Origin of the sequence: Prevotella sp. P4-67, assembly GCF_002251325.1 — a bacterium.
Lineage (GTDB): Bacteria > Bacteroidota > Bacteroidia > Bacteroidales > Bacteroidaceae > Prevotella.
Window position 1 is genome coordinate 91,737 of the sequence record NZ_NPJL01000068.1, and the last position, 21,092, is coordinate 112,828.

Annotated in this window: 20 protein-coding genes; 16 read left to right on the top strand and 4 right to left on the bottom strand. The window is 53.9% G+C overall.

The window, feature by feature from the left end; translation table 11 throughout:
- Window positions 1-2 precede the first annotated feature (2 nt).
- Genes CIK92_RS12235 through CIK92_RS12260 form a run of 6 tightly spaced genes read left to right on the top strand, consistent with a single transcriptional unit; the run spans window position 3 to window position 3,292 of the window.
- Complete coding sequence (locus CIK92_RS12235; protein WP_254046090.1) at window positions 3-245, top strand: DUF3791 domain-containing protein; 243 nt, start codon at window positions 3-5, stop codon at window positions 243-245.
- On the top strand, window positions 245-715 hold the full coding sequence (locus CIK92_RS12240) for a DUF3990 domain-containing protein (RefSeq protein WP_094387558.1): 471 nt from the start codon (window positions 245-247) through the stop codon (window positions 713-715). The genes CIK92_RS12235 and CIK92_RS12240 overlap by 1 nt, the downstream gene beginning before the upstream one ends.
- Window positions 712-969, top strand: coding sequence for a DUF3791 domain-containing protein (locus tag CIK92_RS12245; protein ID WP_094389256.1), 258 nt, complete (start codon window positions 712-714; stop codon window positions 967-969). The genes CIK92_RS12240 and CIK92_RS12245 overlap by 4 nt, the downstream gene beginning before the upstream one ends.
- Window positions 970-1,026: 57 nt before the next feature.
- The gene (locus CIK92_RS12250; protein WP_022310942.1) at window positions 1,027-1,776 is read left to right on the top strand and encodes a glycosyltransferase family 32 protein; all 750 of its coding nucleotides are present in this window, start codon (window positions 1,027-1,029) and stop codon (window positions 1,774-1,776) included.
- Between the two features lie 11 nt (window positions 1,777-1,787).
- Window positions 1,788-2,573 (top strand): glycosyltransferase family 2 protein, encoded by a 786-nt coding sequence (locus CIK92_RS12255; RefSeq protein ID WP_094389257.1) that lies wholly within the window; start codon window positions 1,788-1,790, stop codon window positions 2,571-2,573.
- A gap of 8 nt (window positions 2,574-2,581) precedes the next feature.
- Entirely contained in the window at window positions 2,582-3,292 is a 711-nt protein-coding gene (locus CIK92_RS12260) for an ABC transporter ATP-binding protein (RefSeq protein ID WP_094389280.1), read from the top strand.
- On the opposite strand, the gene CIK92_RS12265 is transcribed toward CIK92_RS12260, so the two are convergent.
- The 3 genes from CIK92_RS12265 to CIK92_RS13525 form a co-directional block, all read right to left on the bottom strand.
- Entirely contained in the window at window positions 3,289-4,161 is an 873-nt protein-coding gene (locus CIK92_RS12265; RefSeq protein ID WP_094389258.1) for a PfkB family carbohydrate kinase, read from the bottom strand. The two genes, CIK92_RS12260 and CIK92_RS12265, sit on opposite strands and share 4 nt — an antisense overlap.
- A 40-nt stretch (window positions 4,162-4,201) precedes the next feature.
- A complete protein-coding gene (crcB, locus tag CIK92_RS12270; RefSeq protein ID WP_254046091.1) occupies window positions 4,202-4,561 on the bottom strand; it encodes a fluoride efflux transporter CrcB in 360 nt (119 codons plus the stop codon).
- A gap of 255 nt (window positions 4,562-4,816) precedes the next feature.
- On the bottom strand, window positions 4,817-5,095 hold the full coding sequence (locus tag CIK92_RS13525; protein ID WP_144289429.1) for a hypothetical protein: 279 nt from the start codon (window positions 5,093-5,095) through the stop codon (window positions 4,817-4,819).
- 41 nt (window positions 5,096-5,136) lie between these two features.
- On the opposite strand from CIK92_RS13525, the gene CIK92_RS12275 reads away from it, so the two are divergent.
- From CIK92_RS12275 to tyrS, 7 genes are read left to right on the top strand one after another with little or no spacing between them, the layout of a single operon-like run.
- Window positions 5,137-7,959 (top strand): pitrilysin family protein, encoded by a 2,823-nt coding sequence (locus CIK92_RS12275; RefSeq protein ID WP_094389259.1) that lies wholly within the window; start codon window positions 5,137-5,139, stop codon window positions 7,957-7,959.
- A 22-nt stretch (window positions 7,960-7,981) separates the two neighbouring features.
- The gene (gene metK / locus CIK92_RS12280; protein ID WP_094389260.1) at window positions 7,982-9,244 is read left to right on the top strand and encodes a methionine adenosyltransferase; all 1,263 of its coding nucleotides are present in this window, start codon (window positions 7,982-7,984) and stop codon (window positions 9,242-9,244) included.
- Window positions 9,241-10,260, top strand: a complete 1,020-nt coding sequence (locus CIK92_RS12285; RefSeq protein WP_022310935.1) for a DUF4271 domain-containing protein — start codon at window positions 9,241-9,243, stop codon at window positions 10,258-10,260. Before metK ends, CIK92_RS12285 begins: the two co-directional genes overlap by 4 nt.
- Before the next feature lie 6 nt (window positions 10,261-10,266).
- The gene (locus CIK92_RS12290) at window positions 10,267-11,013 is read left to right on the top strand and encodes a uroporphyrinogen-III synthase (RefSeq protein WP_094387551.1); all 747 of its coding nucleotides are present in this window, start codon (window positions 10,267-10,269) and stop codon (window positions 11,011-11,013) included.
- 14 nt (window positions 11,014-11,027) lie between these two features.
- Window positions 11,028-11,423 (top strand): ribonuclease P protein component, encoded by a 396-nt coding sequence (locus CIK92_RS12295; protein ID WP_094387550.1) that lies wholly within the window; start codon window positions 11,028-11,030, stop codon window positions 11,421-11,423.
- Window positions 11,420-11,671, top strand: coding sequence for a membrane protein insertion efficiency factor YidD (yidD, locus tag CIK92_RS12300; RefSeq protein ID WP_094387549.1), 252 nt, complete (start codon window positions 11,420-11,422; stop codon window positions 11,669-11,671). Before CIK92_RS12295 ends, yidD begins: the two co-directional genes overlap by 4 nt.
- A 38-nt stretch (window positions 11,672-11,709) precedes the next feature.
- Entirely contained in the window at window positions 11,710-13,008 is a 1,299-nt protein-coding gene (gene tyrS, locus CIK92_RS12305) for a tyrosine--tRNA ligase (protein ID WP_094389261.1), read from the top strand.
- A gap of 139 nt (window positions 13,009-13,147) precedes the next feature.
- On the opposite strand, the gene CIK92_RS12310 is transcribed toward tyrS, so the two are convergent.
- Window positions 13,148-14,050: an Abi family protein gene (locus tag CIK92_RS12310; protein WP_094389282.1), complete on the bottom strand. Its 903-nt coding sequence runs from the start codon at window positions 14,048-14,050 to the stop codon at window positions 13,148-13,150.
- A 663-nt stretch (window positions 14,051-14,713) separates the two neighbouring features.
- On the opposite strand from CIK92_RS12310, the gene CIK92_RS12320 reads away from it, so the two are divergent.
- The 3 genes from CIK92_RS12320 (at window position 14,714) to leuS (ending at window position 21,033) form a co-directional block, all read left to right on the top strand.
- A complete protein-coding gene (locus tag CIK92_RS12320; RefSeq protein WP_094389263.1) occupies window positions 14,714-16,147 on the top strand; it encodes an ATP-binding protein in 1,434 nt (477 codons plus the stop codon).
- Between the two features lie 527 nt (window positions 16,148-16,674).
- Window positions 16,675-18,165 carry a cysteine--tRNA ligase gene (gene cysS / locus CIK92_RS12325; RefSeq protein ID WP_094389264.1) on the top strand — a complete coding sequence of 497 codons (1,491 nt, stop codon included), beginning with the start codon at window positions 16,675-16,677 and terminating at the stop codon, window positions 18,163-18,165.
- Between the two features lie 18 nt (window positions 18,166-18,183).
- Window positions 18,184-21,033, top strand: a complete 2,850-nt coding sequence (leuS, locus tag CIK92_RS12330) for a leucine--tRNA ligase (protein WP_094389265.1) — start codon at window positions 18,184-18,186, stop codon at window positions 21,031-21,033.
- The last annotated feature ends 59 nt before the right edge of the window (window positions 21,034-21,092 follow it).

Here is a 21,092-nt window from a genome sequence, read left to right on the forward strand (position 1 = left end):
CTTTGGAACTGGAAATAAACAGCAAGAGTATGAATATCGACACCGTAGACTTTATCACTTACTGCATAGGTAACCTCTCGCGCAAGCTGAACCTATGCCCCAAAGAAGTCTATCATCGACTGAAGTCTTCTGGCATATTGAGCGGTTACATCATTCCAAGTTACGACGTCCTCCATACCTTCGGCAAAGATTACCTTGTCGAAGACCTGATTGACTATATGAAAGAAAAAGGAGTAATTGGCTAATGGAAGTATATCATGCGTCAAGCGTTATTGTAGACAGGCCGGATGTGGTTCACTCAAGGGCTTTTCTGGATTTTGGGAAAGGCTTCTACATGACCACCATCAGAGAGCAGGCCGAGAAATACGCTCTGCGCTTCCTGCGGCGCAACAAGGAGGCTTGGCTCAACATCTACGAGTTGGACGAGGCTTACCTCGCTTATCGCGTAAAGACCTTTACCAAATATAATGAGGAGTGGCTTGACTTTGTAGCCCAATGCAGAACCGGCAGAGATGTCGAGAACTATGACATCATTATGGGTGGAATTGCCAACGACAAGGTGTTCCGCACCATAGACCTGTTCTTCGCTGGAGACATTACCAAAGAAACAGCCCTGAAGCGACTTGTCTTTGAAAAAGTCAATCACCAGATTTGCATCAGTAACCAAGAAGTTATTGACAGATGTCTTACTTATAAAAGCAGTATCCGATTATGAACGTACACGACGATTCCTTTCATGCTATACTTGAGGCGAAGTATGCGCGAATCATCAAGGAGATAAGCGAGATGCACGACATCACGCTGAAGGAGGCGATGGATATGTTTTATGACTCTGATATGCTGTCGCTCCTTGAAGATGGAGTTGCCGATTTGCACTGCCGCAGTGACAAATACCTGGCTGAAGAAATCTGGAATGAGAATAAAGACAACTCTCATGAAAATAAGCATCAAAATGCTTGTGGGAATTGATTATTTGGCTTAACTTTGTAATTACCAAGTTTATATATAGACACATACTGTATTACTATGATACCTAAGAAGATACATTTCTGCTGGATGAGCGGCGACCCGTACCCAGCCAAGATTAAACGGTGCATGAAGACATGGCGTCGGGTGATGCCCGACTACGAGATAAAGCTATGGAACGCCCAGAACTTTGATGTCGAGGGTGCTCCCGACTATGTGCGCGAGGCCATCCGCCAGCGCAAGTGGGCCTTCGCCGCCGACTACATACGCATGTACGCCCTCTACCATGAGGGTGGCATCTATCTTGACTCCGATGTGCTGGTTCTGAAGCCCTTCGACGACCTGCTCAACCACTCTTTCATGTCGTCATTGGAGTATCACCCCATCCAGATAGAGCGCGATGGCGCGATGGCGATGATAGACAGCGAGGGCAAGCGCATCAAGGAGGGATTTGTATCGGGCATCCAGATACAGGCAGCCGTGATGGGCGCCGAGCCAGGCTCTCCCTTCATCAAGGATGTGCTCGACTGGTATAAGGACAAGCCATTCATCAAGCCCGACGGTACCCTCGCCACCGACGTGGTGTCGCCGCAGATCTATGCCCGTGTCGCCGAGAAATACGGATTTATCTATGCCGACCGCGACCAGCAGCTCAGCGACAACATCATGATCTACCGCTCAGAGATATTCGCCGGCAACCGCCACGAGGTCACCCCCGCATCTTACTGCATACACTACTGCGCCCACAGCTGGCATCCCTCGGTCAAGGAGAAGCTGCAGAAACTGTGGCGCCGTATCACCCGAAAATAACATAGCACGTCATGGAGAATAACGAACACAAGATTTCGGTGGTCATCAATACCTACAATGCCGCCGCCATGCTCGAAGAGGTCATCCGAGCCGCCGAGGGATTTGACGAGGTGCTGGTATGCGACATGGAGAGTACCGACGACACCGTGGCCATAGCCGAGCGACTGGGAGCACGCGTGGTTACATTCCCTAAAGCTGACCATAAGAGTGCCGAACCAGCCCGAACCTTTGCCATACAGTCAGCTCTATGTCCTTGGGTGCTGGTCGTCGATGCCGACGAGATTATCACCGCCGAGTTGCGCGACTATCTCTACCAGCGCATCAGCCAACCCGACTGCCCGCAAGGACTGTATATACCGCGAAAGGGATACTTCATGCACCGCCTCTTTGCCTATCCCGACTACCAGTTGCGCTTCTTCATCCGCGAGGGAACCGTCTGGCCGCCTTATGTACACACATTCCCCACCGTCCAGGGCCGCATAGAATATATCCCGAGGCGTCGCCGCGAACTGGCGTTGATACATCTGGCCGACGACTCGATACGCACACGAGTCTACAAGACCAATGAGTATACCGACAACGAGGTCGAGAAGAAGCGCGGCAAGCACTATGGCGCCTTCAAGCTGGTCTTTGACCCCCTGTTCCGCTTCGTCAAGGCCTATTTCTTCAAAGGACAGATATGCAAAGGCGTGCCCGGTTTCATCAATGCGTCGCTCGACGCCTATTATCGGTTTATCACCATCGCCAAGGTGATAGAGTCGAGAAACGCCGAGCGCGACATACGCCACCGGAAGTGACCCCCGCCATGACAGCCATCACGACCAACCGTCTCACCGTAGGATATCGCGGCCACAGAGTAGTCGAGGACATCAGTCTCTCGCTGCCCTGTGGCCGTTTGGTATGTCTGCTCGGTCCCAATGGTGCAGGCAAGTCGACCCTGCTGCGCACGCTGTGCGGTTTCCAGCCACCCATAGAGGGCACGGTGACCATCTCCGGAAGCGACATCACCACCATGAGCGCCGCCGAGGTGGCACGCCTCGTGAGCGTGGTGCTCACCGACCGTCCGCTCACCTCTTCGCTCACCGCCGCAGAGATGGTGGGCATGGGCCGAGCCCCCTACACGGGGTTCTGGGGCAGGCTGAGCGACGACGACCGCCGCCTCGTTAGCGAGGCAATGCAGACAGTAGGCATAGACTCGCTCGCCACCCGACGCATGGGCAGACTGAGCGACGGCGAGCGCCAGAAGGTGATGATAGCCAAAGCCCTGGCACAGCATACACCCGTCATCGTGCTCGACGAGCCTACCGCCTTTCTCGATTATCCCAGCAAGGTGGCCGTAATGAAGACTCTTGCCCGACTCGCCCACGACGAGGGCAAGACCATACTCATGAGCACACACGACCTGGAGCTCGCCGCACAACTGGGCGACGAACTGATGAAAATAGAGAACAAGCATACCCAAAAAATCACCGCCGATGAGGTGAGCCGCATCATCGGACGGCTGTTGCGCGGCTAACCCTGCAATATTCTGTCTACATCTTCACGACTGCCCGTGAAGACTCCGGCACGCTCTATCTTGAGTGTGCACATGGCGGCAGCCAGACGGCCAGCCTCGCCATAATCCATGCCCATAGAGCGACCATAGAGATAACCCGCCGAGTAGGTGTCGCCACAGCCCGTGACATCGACCACCTCTCGTGGAGCGTAAGCCGGAACATCGTAGAAGCTGCCGCCGGCATAAATCATAGAGCCCATGCTGCCAAAGGTGAGCACCACCTCGCTTACGCCCATCGATGCGATGTAGCGGGCCGCCTCGTGGGCATCTGTCATGCCCGTCACCACCTGCATCTCCATCTCGTTGAGCTTCACCACATCGACCTGAGAAAGCAGCGAGCGGCTCTGGTCCCAGTCTATGGGCACCACGTCCTCGCCCACCACCTGGCGCAGATAGCCCTGGACGTCGATAGACACGATGCCACGTTGGCGGAGCCAGGCAATGGTGTCGAGCGAGAAATCATCGGGAAGCAGCGTGCCGAGATGATAGACACGGGCAGAGGTGTGCATCAGCTCGTCGATGGTGAATGGCTCTGCCTTGGCGAGCACGCGCTGCCGGCGGTCGTCGAGGTTGGAGCCGTAGACATTCTCGAAGAACACGGAGTGGGGGCAGCCGTATCGGGTCACATCGACACCAGCCTCGCGGAGCCTCCGTACCTCGTCCATCGACTCGTCGCCCACCTTGGTGACCAGACTGAAGTCGAATGTAGGGTCTATGGCGTGGAGCGCCCATGAGAAGTAAAGTGCCGTACCTCCCGCCATCTCCATGGTGCGCTGGGGAGTGATGATACGGTCGTGAGTGATATGTCCTATACAGCAGATTTGGTTCATACCTGTCGATTGTTGTCGCCCTGGGGCGCGTTATAGTTCATTATTTTACCACCTGATAGCCAGCCACCACCGCCGCCATGCCCAGCACCATGCTCAGCACGGTGTAGAGCAGCGCCGCCAGCATCTGTCCGTCGCGGGCCATCAGCAGGTTGTCGTTCATGAATGTAGAGAAGGTGGTGAAGGCTCCACAGAACCCCGTCACCAGCAGGAGCTTGGCCATAGGCGATATTCCGCCGACATTGGCCATCGCCGCCAGCACGCCTATCAGGAAGCACCCCACCACATTGACCGCCAATGTGGCATAGGGAAACGACGCTGCCGGCACCCAGAGTTCCATCCATCGGCCCACGAGATAACGCAGACAGCCGCCGAAGCAGCTTCCCACACATACACACATCATTTCTTTCATGCTGCAAAGGTAGTGCAAGGTGAGAGAAATACAAAATAAAATCTTTTATTTTTATTTCCGAACCGCCGCCTACCTTCACGGCGACAGCCGTAGAGGTAGTGCAAGTCGAAGACAATGCAAAGGAAAAACTTATGTTTTTTTATACGCCATCCCCCGACCATCCTCGTCAGCCCACAGTCTAACCCAAGCGCACAGGAAGACAGCTACAGCCACACCGTGACCGCCCTTGCTGGCTCGTATCAATAGTCACGAGGGCTCGTATCGTAAGTTACGTGACCGCGTATCATAAGGCACGTGACCACGTATCGGAAGGCACGAGCCAGCCGAGGTCCATCCCACTGATGCTAATGGCTCTCCACGACCGCCGGAAGTCATCGCAGCGGTCGTGGAGAGGGTAGGGCGCCAGGCGAGCTGCGCCCCGAGAGTGGCTGAAGTGATGGCGGGAAAGGCTAATTTCTCTCTTTTACAAGAGATTTTAACCTCGGGATAAGCCTCGTGTCGGAAATAATACGTAACTTTGCACATTATTTATATAGATAACACGTAATTATAACAATAACACGACTATGATGAAAAAGTCTCTTACGCTGGCGCTGCTACTCTTGACAGTAGTGATGGCGCAAGCCCAAATGAACATGACGGTACCTATGGATACCGCAGTACGCATGGGTAAGCTGGATAACGGTCTGACTTACTACATCCGCCACAACGGATGGCCCGAACATCGCGCCAACTTCTACATCGCCCAGAAGGTAGGCTCGCTGCAGGAGAACGAGAGCCAGCGCGGTCTGGCCCACTTTCTCGAGCACATGTGCTTCAACGGCACCGAGCACTTCCCCGACAATGGACTGATACGCTATCTGGAGACTCTGGGTGTAAGATTCGGAGCCGACCTCAACGCCTATACCAGCATTGACCAGACGGTGTACAACATCGACAACGTGCCCACCGCGCGCCAGTCTGCACTCGACTCGTGCATGCTGATACTCTACGACTGGGCCAACGCCCTGACTCTGGCTCCCAAGGAGATAGACAAGGAGCGCGGAGTGATACACGAGGAGTGGCGACTGCGCTCGAGCGCTTCGCAGCGCATGTTTGAGCGCGCCCTGCCTGCCCTCTATCCCGGCAGCAAGTATGGCCAGCGCATGCCCATCGGTCTGATGAGCGTGATAGACAATTTCAAGTATCAGGAGCTGCGCGACTACTATGAGAAGTGGTACAACCCCGAGAACCAGGGCATCATCGTGGTGGGCGACGTGGATGTGGCCCACACCGAAGCGCTCATCAAGAAGCTCTTCAGCGGCATCCAGGCCAGCCCCGAAGCCGGTAAGGTGACAGAGGAGCCCGTGCCCGACAACGCGAAACCAATCGTAGTGATAGACAAGGACAAGGAACAGAACAGCAACGTGGTCCAGGTGATGTTCAAGCACGACGCCACCCCCGACAGTCTGCGCTCTACACTCATGTACATGATAAGCCGCGAGGCCCAGGCTCTGGGAGAGGCCATGCTGGCAACCCGCTACAACGAGGCGGTGCAGAAGGCCGACTGCCCCTACGTGGCCGCTTCGGGCAACGATGGCAACTACATCTTTGCCAAGACCAAGGACGCCTTCACCATTGGCATCATTCCCAAGGAGGGACAGACAGAAGCCGCTCTGACAGCCGCTCTCGTAGAGGCACGACGCGTGGCAGAGTTCGGATTTACAGCCTCCGAGTTTGACCGCGCACGCAAAGACGCGCTGAGCATGCTCGAAAAGCAGTATACCAACCGCGACAAGCGCACCAACACCCAACTCTTCAACCAGATACTGGGCAACTTCCTCAACAACGACTGTCTGCCCTCTATCGACTTCAGCTATGCGGTGATGAAGCAGGTGCTGCCCACACTCAACGTAGACATGATCAACGCCATGTTCAAGGAGTATATCACCATGAACGACAGCAATATGGTCATCATGAACTTCAACGTGGAGAAGGAAGGCGCTGCCTATCCCACCCAGGAGTCTCTGCTCGCCGCCGTCGAGGCTGCCCGCAAGGCTGAAGTGACTGCCTACGTGGACAACGTGAAGAACGAGCCTCTCATCCAGAAGCTCCCCAAGGCAGGAAAGATAAAGAAAGAGACCGAAAACAAGACTCTGGGCTTCAAGGAACTCACGCTGAGCAACGGCATCAAGGTGGTGCTGAAGAAGACCGACTACAAGAAGGACGAGGTACGCATGACCGGCGAATGTGCAGGCGGCAGCTCGCTCTACGGCATGGACGACTGGGCCAATCTGCAGCTCTTCGACGAGGTCATCGGCGTGAGCGGACTGGGCAACTTCAGCAGTACCGAGCTCGACAAGGCTCTGGCAGGCAAGATAGCCAATGCTGACCTGAGTCTGGGACAGACCTCGGTCAACGTGACCGGCAGCTCCACACCTCAGGACGTGGAGACCATGCTGCAGCTCACATACCTCTATCTCACCCACATCAACAAGGACCAGGACGCATACCAGAACCTGATGACCACCATGGCTCTGACGCTCAAGAACCGCGCCTCGGACCCCATGTCGGCATACTCTGACTCGCTCACCGCCACACTCTATGGCCACAACCCACGCCATCGCGCCGTCAAGGAGAGCGACCTGCAGCACGTGAACTATGACCGCATCCTGCAGATAGCCAAAGAGATGACCGCCAACACAGGCAACTTCACCTTCACCTTCGTGGGCAACTTCGACGAGGCGGCTCTGCGCCAGCTGGTGTGCCAGTATCTCGGCTCGCTGCCCTCTAAGAAGAAAGCCAAGAAGGGGCACCGTCTGGGCCAGCTGGTCAAGGGCGAGGTAGTCAACAACTTCACACGCAAGATGGAGACTCCCAAGGCCATGAACGTCACCATGTGGTACAACGACCAGATGCCCTGGACACTCGAAAACAGCATCAACAGCCAGGTGGTAGGTCAGGTGCTCTCCATGATTTATCTGGAGAAGATACGCGAGGAAGCCAGCGCTGCCTACTCTGTAGGTGCCTACGGCGGACAGAGCCACGAAGAAGACGGCTATACCCTGGCACAGATTATGGCTCAGTGCCCCGTGAAGCCCGCCAAGGCCGACACCGCCCGCACCATCCTGCTGGGCGAGGTAGAGGCTCTGACCAAGACCTGCGACGCCGAGAAGCTGAACAAGGTCAAGGAGCAGATGGGCAAGCAGTTTGAGCTCGCCGTCAAGACCAATGGCTACTGGATGAACACCATCAACACCTACAACAAGTATGGTGTGGAATGGCACACACGCTATGCCGATGTGCTCAAGAGCATCAAGCCCGAGGACATCTGCAACTTCATGAAGGAATTTGTAAAGCAGGGCAACCGCATCGAGGTGGTTATGCTCCCTGCCGACTTTAAGGAATAAACTAAATACAAAGAAAAAAGACATGTCATATCTATTTTCATCTGAGTCGGTATCCGAAGGACATCCCGACAAGGTTTCCGACCAGATATCAGACGCTTTGCTCGACCAGTTCCTGGCTTACGACGACAAGGCACACTGCGCCATCGAGACCTTTGTGACCACCGGACAGGTGGTCATCATGGGCGAGGTGACCTCTGAGGCTTACATCGACCTGCAGGCCATCGCCCGCAAGACCATCAAGAATATCGGCTACACCAAAGCCGAATACCAGTTTGACGGCAACTCATGCGGCATACTGAGCGCCATCCACGAGCAGAGCGCCGACATCAACCGCGGCGTGAGCCGTGAGGAGGAAGACAACCAGGGTGCCGGCGACCAGGGCATGATGTTCGGCTACGCTTGCAACGAGACCGAAAACTACATGCCCGTTTCGCTCGACCTGGCCCACCTCATCATGACCACTCTCGCCGACATACGCAAGGAAGGCAAGGAGATGACCTATCTGCGCCCCGACTCCAAGAGTCAGGTCACCGTGGAATACAGCGACGACAACGTGCCCCAGCGCATCGATACCATCGTGGTGAGCACCCAGCACGACGAGTTCGACGATGACGACGACCGCATGCTGGCCCGCATCAAGGAAGATGTGCTCAACATACTCATGCCCCGCGTCAAAGCCCAGATACACAGCGAGAAGGTGCTGGCGCTCTTCGGCGACGACATCAAGTACTACGTCAACCCCACCGGCAAGTTTGTCATCGGCGGTCCCCACGGCGACACCGGTCTTACCGGCCGCAAGATTATCGTCGACACCTATGGTGGCAAGGGCGGCCACGGCGGTGGCGCATTCTCTGGCAAAGACTCGAGCAAGGTAGACCGCTCGGCTGCCTATGCCGCCCGCTACATCGCCAAGAACATGGTGGCTGCCGGAGTGGCCGATGAGATGCTCGTGCAGCTGGCTTACGCCATCGGCGTGGCAGAGCCCGTGAGCGTATATGTAAACACCTACGGACGCAGCCACGTGGCTATGAGCGACGGCGAGATAGCCGCCAAAATCAAGGAGATGTTTGACCTGCGCCCCAAGGCCATCGAGCGCAAGTTCAAGCTGCGCCAGCCCATGTATCTGGAGACTGCAGCCTACGGACACATGGGTCGCAAGAACGAGGTGGTGACCAAGACCTTCACCAGCCACTATCACGAGACACGTACCATCGATGTGGAGCTCTTCACATGGGAAAAGCTCGACAGCGTGGACAACATCCGTAAAGCGTTCGACCTGAAATGATGCAACAGCAGACTGATACGCTGACCCACACGATGGACACGGCTGCCACACAGCAGCCCGCGGCCCATCACGAGCTCACCCCCGCCGAGGTGCTGAGCTGGCTGCCGCGCACGGCTACGCCCGCCCAGATGGACTCTGCCATCAGGGCCAACATCAAGCCATGCAAAATCACATGGAGCCAGTGTCCCGACACGCTCCATCTGCCTGGCTGGCCTGCGGGGAAGAGCTACAAGAAGTTCAGTCTGCCACAATATTATAAGGAATCCTTCTTCGCGAAGGATTCCCTTTTTCATCCCGAGCTGCGGGGGGGCCGACTGGGAGTGGCAGGCACGCCTGTGCCCTACACCATCGCCAACGACGACTTCTTCGTGAGCATCCTCCTGGGTGGATTCGTACTCATCATGGTAGCCTTCACCCAGAGCAAGGGTTTCTTTATGCGCCAGGTAAAGAAATTCTTCTACACCAATCACAGCGACAACACCACCGTCATCCCCGAGACCTCCAGCGAGATAAGATTCCAGGTGGCGCTGATGATACAGACCTGCCTGATGCTGGCACTGAGCTTCTTCTTCTACACCCGCACCCGAATAGGCGAAACATTCATGATAGAAACCTATCAGGTGATAGCCATTTATGTGGCAGTAATCATGGCCTATTTTCTGGTCAAAACCGCCCTGTCGTGGGTGGTCAACTGGACGTTCTTCGGCAGTAAAGAAAATTTACAGATTCAGAAGTCCAACCTCTTCGTGGCAGCCACCGAAGGCGTGGTGTTATTCCCTGTAGTCATGCTGCAGACTTTCTTTGAAATGCCCGTCTATTTCACGCTCTTTTATGTAGGCTTGACCATCGCATCTGCCAAAATACTGACTCTTTGCAAGCAGTTTATCATTTTTTTCAGTAAGAATTCCCTTAGTTTCCAAATAATTTTGTACTTTTGTGCCCTTGAAATAGTACCTCTACTGATGCTTTGGGGAGGACTGACGATAATCAACGGGTATTTGAAAATAAATTTTTAGGACAAAATAATGAAGAAAATTTTAATCTCACAGCCAAAACCATCCAGTGAAAAATCCCCTTATTACGACATAGAGAAAGACTATGGAGTAGAGTGTGTCTTTCGCCCATTCTTCAAGGTTGAGGGATTAACCGCAAAAGAGTTTCGTCAGCAGAAAATAAACCTCCTCGATTATACAGCTGTGGTCTTCACCTCGCGCCATGCCATAGACAACTATTTCAAGCTGGCCAAGGAGATGCGCATCACCATCCCCGAGGACATGAAGTACTTCTGCGTGCTCGAGACTATAGCCCTGTACATACAGAAATATGTGCAGTATCGCAAGCGCAAGGTATTCTTCACCAATACTGGTAAAATCAAGGACCTCATCCCTCTCATGGTAAAGCACAAGACCGAAAAGTATCTCGTGCCGATGAGCGACGTACACAACGACGACGTCGAGAAGATGCTCAACGAGAAGAAGCTGCACCACCAGGAGTGTGTGATGTATCGCACCGTGAGCAACGACTTCAGCGAGGAGGAGAAGAAGAAGTTTGACTTTGACATGCTGGTGTTCTTCAGTCCTACCGGCGTCAAGGCGCTCAAGAGCAATTTCCCCGACTTCGAGCAGGGCGACATCAAGATAGCCGCCTTCGGTCCTGCCACCGCCAAGACCATCACCGATGAGGGTCTGCGCCTCGATCTGGCAGCCCCCAGCAAGGAACATCCGTCAATGACCAGCGCCCTCAAGGCATATCTCAGCAACAGCAAATAAGCACAACCATACCCATGTCGGCTGCTGAAAGATTCACGCTATCCAAGGAAGAGCGTATATGCAGCAAGAAGCTGATAAACGAGCTCTTTACAGGAAACGGACGTTCGATGACGGCGTTTCCGCTGAGAGTTGTGTTTATGAAGCGCACCATCGTCGACGACCAGCCCCGTGCCGCGATGCTCGTGAGCGTTCCCAAGCGCTACTTCAAGCATGCCGTAGACCGCAACAGGGTGAAGAGACAGGTGCGCGAGGCTTTCCGACGCCACAAGTCGATGATTACCCAGAACCTCACCGACGACCACGAATCCGTAGCCATGGCCTTCGTGTGGCTCACCAATGAGAAATACCCCTCCTCTGAGGTAGAAAACCGTATGGTCAGACTCCTGACCCGTATCAGCGAATGTCTATGAACGCCATCAAGTCTATAGGCCGCTGGATGGTAAAGGCGCTGACATGGCTCTTGCTTTTACCCATACTTTTCTACCAGAAATGTATCACCCCATTCACTCCGGCATCATGCCGATTTACCCCCACATGCTCTGAATATGCGCGACAAGCCATCGTCAAGCACGGGCCCATACGCGGACTCTGGCTCGCCGTGCGTCGCATACTGAGATGCCATCCCTGGGGCGGTTCGGGCTACGACCCCGTGCCTTAGAGACCAAGACAGAAACAACGAACAAAAACATAAACAGAATGAAAAACTTTGTAGAAGAACTGAAATGGCGCGGTATGCTGGCGCAGATAATGCCAGGTACCGAAGAGTTTCTGCAGAAGCAGATGGTATCGGCATACCTGGGCACCGACCCCACCGCCGACTCACTCCATATAGGCCACCTCTGTGGCATCATGATGCTGCGACACCTGCAGCGCTGCGGCCACAAGCCTTACCTGCTCGTGGGAGGTGCCACGGGTATGATTGGAGACCCATCGGGCAAGAGCCAGGAGCGCAATCTGCTCGACGCCGACACCCTCTACCACAACCAGGAAGCCATCAAGAACCAGGTATCCAAATTCCTCGACTTCGACGGCAACGAGCCCAACAAGGCAGAGATGGTCAACAACTACGACTGGATGAAGGACTTCACCTTCCTCGACTTCGCACGCGAGGTGGGCAAGCACATCACCGTAAACTATATGATGGCCAAGGACAGCGTGCAGAAGCGACTCAACGGAGAGGCCCGCGACGGACTCTCATTCACCGAGTTCACCTACCAGCTGCTCCAGGGCTACGACTTCCTCTACCTCTACCAGAGACACGGAGTGCAGCTCCAGCTCGGCGGTAACGACCAGTGGGGCAACATGACCACAGGTACCGAACTCATACGTCGCACCCTGGGCTCTGAGGCCGAAGCCTACTGCCTCACCTGTCCGCTTATCACCAAGGCCGACGGCAAGAAGTTTGGCAAGACCGAGAGCGGCAACATCTGGCTCGACCGCAACCGCACCACGCCTTACGCCTTCTACCAGTTCTGGCTCAACGTGGGCGACGAGGAAGCCGAGAAGTACATCAAGATATTCACCTCGCTCGACCGCGAGACCATCGAGGCGCTCATCGACGAGCACCGTCAGGACCCAGGCCGCCGCGTGCTGCAGCGTCGTCTGGCAGAAGAGGTTACCGTAATGGTACACTCAGAGGAAGACCTGCAGATGGCTATCGAGGCCAGCAACATCCTCTTCGGCAAAGCCACCAAGGAGAACCTGCAGAAACTCGACGAGGCCACACTGCTCGATGTCTTCGCCGGAGTGCCCCACTTCACCCTCGCCAAGGACCAGTTGGGTCAGCCCGCCGTAGAGCTCTTCACCCGCGACGATGTCAAGATTTTCGCCAGCAAGGGCGAGATGCGCAAGCTCGTACAGGGTGGCGGCGTATCGCTCAACAAGGAGAAACTCACAGCCTTTGACCAGGTCATCACCACCGACGACCTCATCGACGGCAAGTACCTCCTCGTACAGCGCGGCAAGAAGAACTACTATCTTGTCACTGTGAAGTAAGAACATAAATATAGATAGCCCAAAGCGTGGTCCGGAGTCTCCGAGCCACGCTTTTTTGATGAGTAAATGCCGAATCTATGAAAAGTAAAGCCTACTGACGGTGAAGACATCACAGACAGCAGGCTTTATCCTAATATTGTTATCTCCAGAGTGGCTCATTTTCCCATCCTTGAGGGAAACCAAGTGCATTCAAATCTACCTCTGGATAATCTGCAAATAACGTCTTCATCTTCTGAAGCATATCATTGTTTGGAGATATGACATCCAAGAAATACTTAATGATACATATATTATAGTAGATGCGAAGCGAATCCGTCTGAAGCGTAATCCAAGGATAGACCATCCTATTAGGTACCATTGGACGGATAGTATTGTGCTTGTTCCAAACTCTCGAGTGATGGCAACATGCATTCCTTGTCAGTGTCACAATAGTCAGCCAAGATTCAAATGGCGCTATTTGCAGCCCAAATGATTGAGAGATTCTTTTCTTTATCTTCTTATCCTTGATGTTGCTGTATATGTTTGTGATGATACCGAAAGGAAGTATTTCTGAAACAATCCATGCTGGTGGATATGGGTCAGAATATGTCTCCTTGAAATGGATAATGAATTCCTCTTTTGATTTGCGAAGCTCATGGTCTATCAAATCTATTGTCTTTTGAAACTTTGTGGAGCTGACAAAGTTAGCGGAATCTGTTATCCAGAAGGGGGCACCTGTCATTGAACTACCGATGTTGACTATCGCACTACGCACAGCAATTTCAATCTTCTCAAGATCATTAAACAATAATAGACGCAGCTTTTTATCAAATCGATACAACATCATTACCTTGCTGAATGTCGCATCGGGTTTATATATATGACGCTCTTTCGGCATCTTGAGCAATGGATACATATAAGCAGAGAGACGGTAATAGCCGATATGCTCCAAGTAATGTTCCGCCTTCGATGTGTCGGAAATGGAAAGACCTCTTGATTGCAGCAACGAGACGAGGTCATGTGGCGATGAATAGCCCTTGGTGAACGGTATAGTATTTGACATATGGTTAATAAAAAAAACGACCCGCACATTTGAGCATCGTTGAGAGGCTTGGCGGGTTCTAGCACTGCAAATATAGAAAGATAATATGAATTGTGCAAGCATTAAGTCGAGAAAAAAACTTTCCAACAACGATTTCTTGTCTTTTAGATAGAAACATAACATTTTTGGAGGCTTTTTTAGGAGAAATATGTGGCAATTACATTAATTATCATGGTATGAGAGACAGCTATGATTTGATGCTGAATATTATTGATTTTCCCTCATTAGGTCATTGACGGCAAGTACCTCCTCGTACAGCGCGGCAAGAAGAATTACTATCTTGTCACTGTGAAGTAAGAGCCATCTCTCATCGATATTGGAGGTGTATCTGCAACTATCAGGCAGATACACCTCTTCTCTTTTGTCACCCCCGGAGTTGATATGGTCAGCCCGAATTATCCCGACCTTTCTCTGGCGCAAGCCCTCTGCTTCCCGGCTCAACGCAAAGCTAAAGGAGGGGGGTGGGGAATATGCCCAAAATAGGATGGAAATGGCAAAAAAGTGGCGATAGTGTGCGAAAAGGCAGCTGAAAAGTACCATTTTCGCACACTATCGCCACTTTTTCCGTTTTTTTTACGTAACTTAGCACCGTCAGAAACATAGTTTTAACCTAAAACGAGTAATATGGCGACAGTCAAGATTATCGGTAGAAAAAAGGAGCTTGCCCTGCTGGATAGATACTACCATTCGGGCAAAGCCGAGTTTGTGGCTCTCTATGGCAGAAGACGTGTGGGAAAGACTTTTCTTATCCGTCAGCGCTTCAATGGACAGTTTGACTTTGACATGACGGGCGTGCTGGAAGGCAGCAAGGCCGAACAGATGACCGCTTTTCATGCTGCAATGAAGTTGAATGGATATAAAGGAAGGAAGAACACCAACTGGATGGATGCCTTTGTGGCTCTGCGCCAGCTGCTTGCCGAGAAGATAACGCCCGGAAGGCGCTGCCTGATATTTATCGACGAACTCCCGTGTCTCGACACGCCCAAAGCCGGTTTTGTAAATGCCCTCGGGCATTTCTGGAACAGTTGGGCCAACTGGCAATCAGAGATTATGCTGATTATATGTGGCAGCGCCACGTCGTGGATGGTGCGCAATGTGATAGACAATCATGGCGGCCTGCACGACCGGATTACCCATGAGATACCCTTGCATCCCTTTACCCTCGCCGAAACCGAAGAATACTTCCATACCAATGGATTTCCATGGCAGCGACTGAGCATCATGCAGGCTTACATGGCTGTGGGCGGTGTGCCTTACTACATGAGCCTCTTTGAGAAGAACGAGAGTCCGGCAATAGGCATCGACAGACTCTTCTTCGGGGAGAATGCAGAGCTGGCCAAAGAATACAGACGCCTCTTTGCCTCGTTGTTTCGCAACAGCACACCCTATGTGGAAATCATCAATATCCTCGCCAAGCATCCGCAGGGCATGACGCGCGCTCAGATGGCCAAAGAACTGAAGCAAAGCAACAACGGAAGGTTAGGGGATATGCTCAACGACCTGGTGTACTGTGACTTCATTTCCAAAAACAATGTCAGAGAGAAGAAGATCAACACCAACTCGGCCCTCTATCAGCTCACAGACTTCTACACCATCTTCTACAATACTTTTGTGACTAAAGGCCACACCAACCAGCACTACTGGAGCCAGCATGTGGGCACGCCCGAAGTGAATACATGGTACGGGCTCGCCTATGAGCGTATATGCAAAGCCCATATACCACAGATAAAGAGGGCACTGGGCATCGCGAGCGTTGCCACCGAATACTACTCATGGCGCAGCAGGAAGAGTAAAGATGCGGCACAGATAGATATCATCATCGATAGGTCCGACAGTATGATTAATCTGTGTGAAGTCAAATACAGTGAGGCACTATACACCCTGGACAAGGACGAATATCTGCGAATCATGCACCGCCGCGACACTTTCCGTGCAGAGACCGAAACCCACAAGTCGATTATACCCACTATGATAACCACGTTTGGCATGACGCAAGGAGCTTACAGCGATCAAATGACGGTGAAACTGGATATGAACGAGTTGTTTGACAACGACTGAAATGGTCTAAAAAGTGGCGATAGTGTGCGAAAAGGCAGCTGAAAAGTACCATTTTCGCACGTTATCGCCACTTTTTTCGTTTTTTCCCTTGTTTCGGGAGAGGTGGAGAGCAGCTTGGTGGGGAAATCGGGACGCGAAATATGGATATCTGTGTTCGCTATGATAATATCATGCCCTGAATTAGTGAAAATAAAGCGCGGAAACAAGATTAAAGAGGTGCGCAGCTGGATGATTGGCACAGTAAGTTGAATGAAGAGTATGGCAAGCAGAGCGGATGGGCACGACAGGGGCACGATGGGGATGCGCAACGAGAGATATGTGGATGCGCAGCGAGAGATATGTGGTGCGCAGCGGAGTGGTGGGCACGGCAGGCGTGAGGGATGGTGTGCGCAGCGGGATGGCTATGAGGGCGGCTGTGGGGTAGGGGAATTGCGCTTATGCGGTACACCTTATTAAATTAAAGGGGAGTTTATTCGTATTTATCGGCATTTATCAGTAACTTTGCAGTCAACAATATTTTAGCTAAAATGGAACAAACATTATTGATTTATAACACGCTGACGCGCAAGAAGGAGGCCTTCAAGCCTCTGCATGCCCCCAACGTGGGCATGTATGTGTGCGGCCCCACCGTATATGGCGACCCCCATCTGGGCCACGCCCGCCCCGCCATCACGTTTGATATCCTCTTCAGATACCTGAAGCATCTGGGCTACAAGGTGCGCTATGTGCGCAACATCACCGACGTGGGCCATCTGGAGCACGACGCCGATGAGGGCGACGACAAGATAGAGAAGAAGGCCCGACTGGAGCAGCTCGAGCCTATGGAGATAGCCCAGCACTATACCAACCGCTACCACCAGGCTATGGATATGCTCAACGTGCTTCCTCCCTCGATCGAGCCCCACGCCACGGGCCATATCATCGAGCAGGAGCAGCTGGTGCAGCAGATTCTTGACAACGGCTATGCCTACGTGAGCAACGGCTCTGTGTACTTCGATGTAGAGAAATACAACAAAGACCATAAATACGGCATCCTTTCGGGCCGCAATCTGGAGGATGTCATCAACCACTCGCGCGACCTCGCCGGCACCGACGAGAAGCACAACCAGGTGGACTTTGCCCTGTGGAAGAAGGCCCAGCCCGAGCACATCATGCGCTGGCCCAGTCCCTGGAGCGACGGTTTCCCCGGCTGGCACTGCGAGTGTACCGCCATGGGCCGCAAGTATCTGGGTGACCACTTCGACATCCACGGTGGCGGCATGGACCTCATCTTCCCCCACCACGAGTGTGAGATAGCCCAGGCTGTGGCCAGTCAGGGCGACCAGATGGTGCACTACTGGATGCACAACAACATGATTACCATCAATGGCCAGAAGATGGGCAAGTCGCTCGGCAACTTCATCACCCTCGAGCAGTTCTTCACCGGCGACCACGCTTCGCTCGACCAGGCCTACTCGCCGATGACCATCCGCTTCTTTATCCTCTCTGCCCACTATCGTGGCACTGTAGACTTCTCCAACGAGGCTCTGAAGGCTTCGGAGAAGGGTCTGGAGCGACTCATCAACGGCATTACCGATATGGAGCGCATCCAGGCTGGCAAGGAGAGCGACGCCGAGACCCACAAGTTTGTGGCTGCGCTGCGCCAGAAGTGCTACGACGCCATGAACGACGACTTCATGACTCCCCTCGTGATAAGCTATCTCTTCGAGGCTTGCCACGTCATCAATACCCTCATCGACCACAAGGCTACCATCTCTGCCGACGACCTCGCCGAGCTCTCGTCTACGATGCAGCTGTTTGCCTTCGACCTGCTGGGTCTGAAGAGCGAGAAGGGTATGAACAACGATGCCCGCGAGGAAGCCTATGGCAAGGTGGTCGACATGGTGCTCGAGCTGCGCGCCAAGGCCAAGGCCGATAAGGACTGGGCCACGAGCGACAAAATACGCGACGAGCTTGCCGCCGACGGTTTTGAAATCAAAGACACCAAAGACGGTGTGACCTGGAAACTGAACAAGTAACACAAACTGGATAACGACATGGAATATAACTTCAGAGAAATAGAGCAGAAGTGGCAGAAAAACTGGGTGGAGATGAACACCTACAAGGTAACTGAGGACGAGAACCGCAAGAAGTTCTATGTGCTCAACATGTTCCCCTATCCCTCGGGCGCCGGACTCCACGTGGGCCATCCCTTGGGCTATATCGCGTCAGACATCTTTGCCCGCTACAAGCGTCTGCAAGGCTTCAACGTGCTCAACCCTATGGGCTACGACGCCTACGGTCTGCCCGCCGAGCAGTATGCCATCCAGACGGGTCAGCATCCTGCCATCACGACCGTCAACAATATTGCCCGCTACCGCCAGCAGCTCGACAAGATAGGTTTCTGCTTCGACTGGGACCGCGAGGTGCGCACCTGCGACCCCGGATATTACCACTGGACCCAGTGGGCCTTTGAGAAGATGTTCAACTCTTACTACTCCAACACCCTGCAGAAGGCCCAGCCCATCAGCAAGCTCATCGAGCACTTCGAGGACAACGGCACACTGGGCATGGATGTGGCCTGCTCTGAAGAGCTTGTCTTCTCTGCCCGCGACTGGAAGAGCATGAACGAGCACGAGCAGCAGAAGACGCTCATGAACTACCGCATAGCCTACCTGGGCGAGACTATGGTCAACTGGTGTGCCGGACTGGGCACCGTGCTGGCCAACGACGAGGTGGTAGAGGGTGTGAGCGTGCGCGGCGGCTATCCCGTGGTACAGAAGAAGATGCGCCAGTGGTGTCTGCGCGTGTCGGCCTACGCCCAGCGTCTGCTCGACGGTCTGGAGACTGTAGACTGGACCGACTCGATGAAGGAAACGCAGCGCAACTGGATAGGCCGTTCGGAAGGAACCGAAGTCCAGTTCAGCGTCAAGGACAGCAATGTACGCTTCACCATCTTCACCACCCGTGCCGACACCATGTTTGGCGTCACCTTTATGGTGCTTGCTCCCGAGAGCGAATATGTGGCCCAGGTGACCACCCCCGAGCAGCAGGCCGAGGTCGAGGAGTATCTCGCCTATGTGAAGAAGCGCACCGAACTGGAGCGTATGTCAGACCGCAAGGTCACTGGCGTGTTTACCGGTTCGTATGCCATCAACCCATTGACAGGCGACGCTCTGCCCATCTGGGTTTCTGAGTATGTGCTGGCGGGCTATGGCACCGGCGCCATCATGGCAGTTCCCGCCCACGACTCTCGCGACTACGCCTTTGCCAAGCACTTCTCGCTGCCCATCATCCCGCTGATAGAGGGTGCCGACGTGAGCGAGCAGAGCTACGACGCCAAGGAGGGCATCGTGTGCAACTCGCCCGTAGAGGGCAAGCAGACCGAGTTCTCGCTCAACGGACTCACCGTCAAGGAGGCCATCGCTGCCACCAAGCGCTATGTGACCGAAAAGGGTCTGGGCCGCGTCAAGGTCAACTACCGTCTGCGCGACGCCATCTTCTCTCGCCAGCGCTACTGGGGCGAACCCTTCCCCGTGTACTATAAGGACGACATTCCCTACATGATACCCGAGCAGTATCTGCCCATCGAGCTGCCCGAGATAGACAAGTACGAGCCCACCGAGAGCGGCGAGCCTCCATTGGGCCGCGCCAGAAAATGGGCTTGGGACACCCAGAACAACCAGGTGGTAGACAAGGAGCTCATCGACGGCAAGACCGTATTCCCCATCGAGCTCTACACCATGCCCGGATTTGCCGGTTCGAGCGCCTACTATCTGCGCTACATGGACCCCCACAACGACCACGAGCTGGTAAGCCGTGAAGCCAACGACTACTGGCAGAATGTGGACCTCTATGTGGGTGGTACCGAGCACGCCACAGGCCACCTCATCTACTCGCGCTTCTGGAACAAGTTCCTGCACGACTACAATGTGACCTGCAAGGAAGAGCCCTATCAGAAACTCATCAACCAGGGTATGATACAGGGTCGCTCCAACTTCGTATACCGCATCAACAGCGACGACCACAGTGCCGCTCCGCGCTTTGTGTCGCTCGGTCTGAAGGACCAGTATGACGTCACACCTATCCACGTCGATGTCAACATCGTGCATGGCGACGTGCTCGACACCGAAGCCTTCAAGGCATGGCGCCCCGAGTTTGCCAACGCCGAGTTTGTGCTCGAAGACGGCAAGTACGTCTGCGGATGGGCCATAGAGAAGATGTCGAAGTCCATGTTCAATGTGGTCAACCCCGACATGATCGTCGAGCAGTACGGCGCCGACACACTGCGTCTCTACGAGATGTTCCTCGGTCCTGTAGAGCAGAGCAAGCCCTGGGATACCAATGGTATCGACGGCTGCCACCGCTTCCTCAAGAAGCTGTGGAACCTCTACTTCGACCCCCGCACCGACGAGTTCCGCGTCAACGACGACGAGCCCTCGAAAGAGAGCCTTAAAAGTGTGCACAAGCTCATCAAGAAGGTGACCGCCGACATCGAAAACTTCTCATACAACACTGCCATCTCTGCCTTTATGATTTGCGTCAACGAGCTGGGACAGCAGAAGTGCTACAACCGCGAGCTGCTCACCATCCTGACCGTGCTCATCGCTCCCTTCGCGCCCCATATCGCCGAAGAACTGTGGAGCCGGCTCAACATGAAGGGCAGCGTATGCGACGCCCAGTGGCCCGTATGCAACGAGCAATACCTGGTAGAGAGCGAGGTGCAGCTCACCATCTCCTTCAACGGCAAGGCCCGCTTCCAGAAGAAGTTTGCCGCCGATGCCACCAACGATGCCATACAGCAGGCAGTGCTCGCCGACGAGCTGAGCCAGAAGTATATCGACGGCAAGCAGGTGGTGAAGGTAATCGTAGTGCCCAAGAAGATTGTGAATGTCGTCGTGAAGTAATCGGGCGGCAACGCACACCAAGAATACTACATCAGAGGAAGTTGCCGCTTGCACACACC

What these genes read in the sequence shown, in the direction of transcription:
- CIK92_RS12240 (WP_094387558.1), top strand. Translation starts at nt 245, where the DNA reads ATGGAAGTATATCATGCGTCAAGCGTTATTGTAGACAGGCCGGATGTG.
- CIK92_RS12245 (WP_094389256.1), top strand. Translation starts at nt 712, where the DNA reads ATGAACGTACACGACGATTCCTTTCATGCTATACTTGAGGCGAAGTAT.
- CIK92_RS12250 (WP_022310942.1), top strand. Translation starts at nt 1,027, where the DNA reads ATGATACCTAAGAAGATACATTTCTGCTGGATGAGCGGCGACCCGTAC.
- CIK92_RS12255 (WP_094389257.1), top strand. Translation starts at nt 1,788, where the DNA reads ATGGAGAATAACGAACACAAGATTTCGGTGGTCATCAATACCTACAAT.
- CIK92_RS12260 (WP_094389280.1), top strand. Translation starts at nt 2,582, where the DNA reads ATGACAGCCATCACGACCAACCGTCTCACCGTAGGATATCGCGGCCAC.
- CIK92_RS12265 (WP_094389258.1), bottom strand. Translation starts at nt 4,161, where the DNA reads ATGAACCAAATCTGCTGTATAGGACATATCACTCACGACCGTATCATC.
- crcB (WP_254046091.1), bottom strand. Translation starts at nt 4,561, where the DNA reads ATGATGTGTGTATGTGTGGGAAGCTGCTTCGGCGGCTGTCTGCGTTAT.
- CIK92_RS13525 (WP_144289429.1), bottom strand. Translation starts at nt 5,095, where the DNA reads ATGTGCAAAGTTACGTATTATTTCCGACACGAGGCTTATCCCGAGGTT.
- CIK92_RS12275 (WP_094389259.1), top strand. Translation starts at nt 5,137, where the DNA reads ATGATGAAAAAGTCTCTTACGCTGGCGCTGCTACTCTTGACAGTAGTG.
- metK (WP_094389260.1), top strand. Translation starts at nt 7,982, where the DNA reads ATGTCATATCTATTTTCATCTGAGTCGGTATCCGAAGGACATCCCGAC.
- CIK92_RS12285 (WP_022310935.1), top strand. Translation starts at nt 9,241, where the DNA reads ATGATGCAACAGCAGACTGATACGCTGACCCACACGATGGACACGGCT.
- CIK92_RS12295 (WP_094387550.1), top strand. Translation starts at nt 11,028, where the DNA reads ATGTCGGCTGCTGAAAGATTCACGCTATCCAAGGAAGAGCGTATATGC.
- yidD (WP_094387549.1), top strand. Translation starts at nt 11,420, where the DNA reads ATGAACGCCATCAAGTCTATAGGCCGCTGGATGGTAAAGGCGCTGACA.
- tyrS (WP_094389261.1), top strand. Translation starts at nt 11,710, where the DNA reads ATGAAAAACTTTGTAGAAGAACTGAAATGGCGCGGTATGCTGGCGCAG.
- CIK92_RS12310 (WP_094389282.1), bottom strand. Translation starts at nt 14,050, where the DNA reads ATGTCAAATACTATACCGTTCACCAAGGGCTATTCATCGCCACATGAC.
- CIK92_RS12320 (WP_094389263.1), top strand. Translation starts at nt 14,714, where the DNA reads ATGGCGACAGTCAAGATTATCGGTAGAAAAAAGGAGCTTGCCCTGCTG.
- cysS (WP_094389264.1), top strand. Translation starts at nt 16,675, where the DNA reads ATGGAACAAACATTATTGATTTATAACACGCTGACGCGCAAGAAGGAG.
- leuS (WP_094389265.1), top strand. Translation starts at nt 18,184, where the DNA reads ATGGAATATAACTTCAGAGAAATAGAGCAGAAGTGGCAGAAAAACTGG.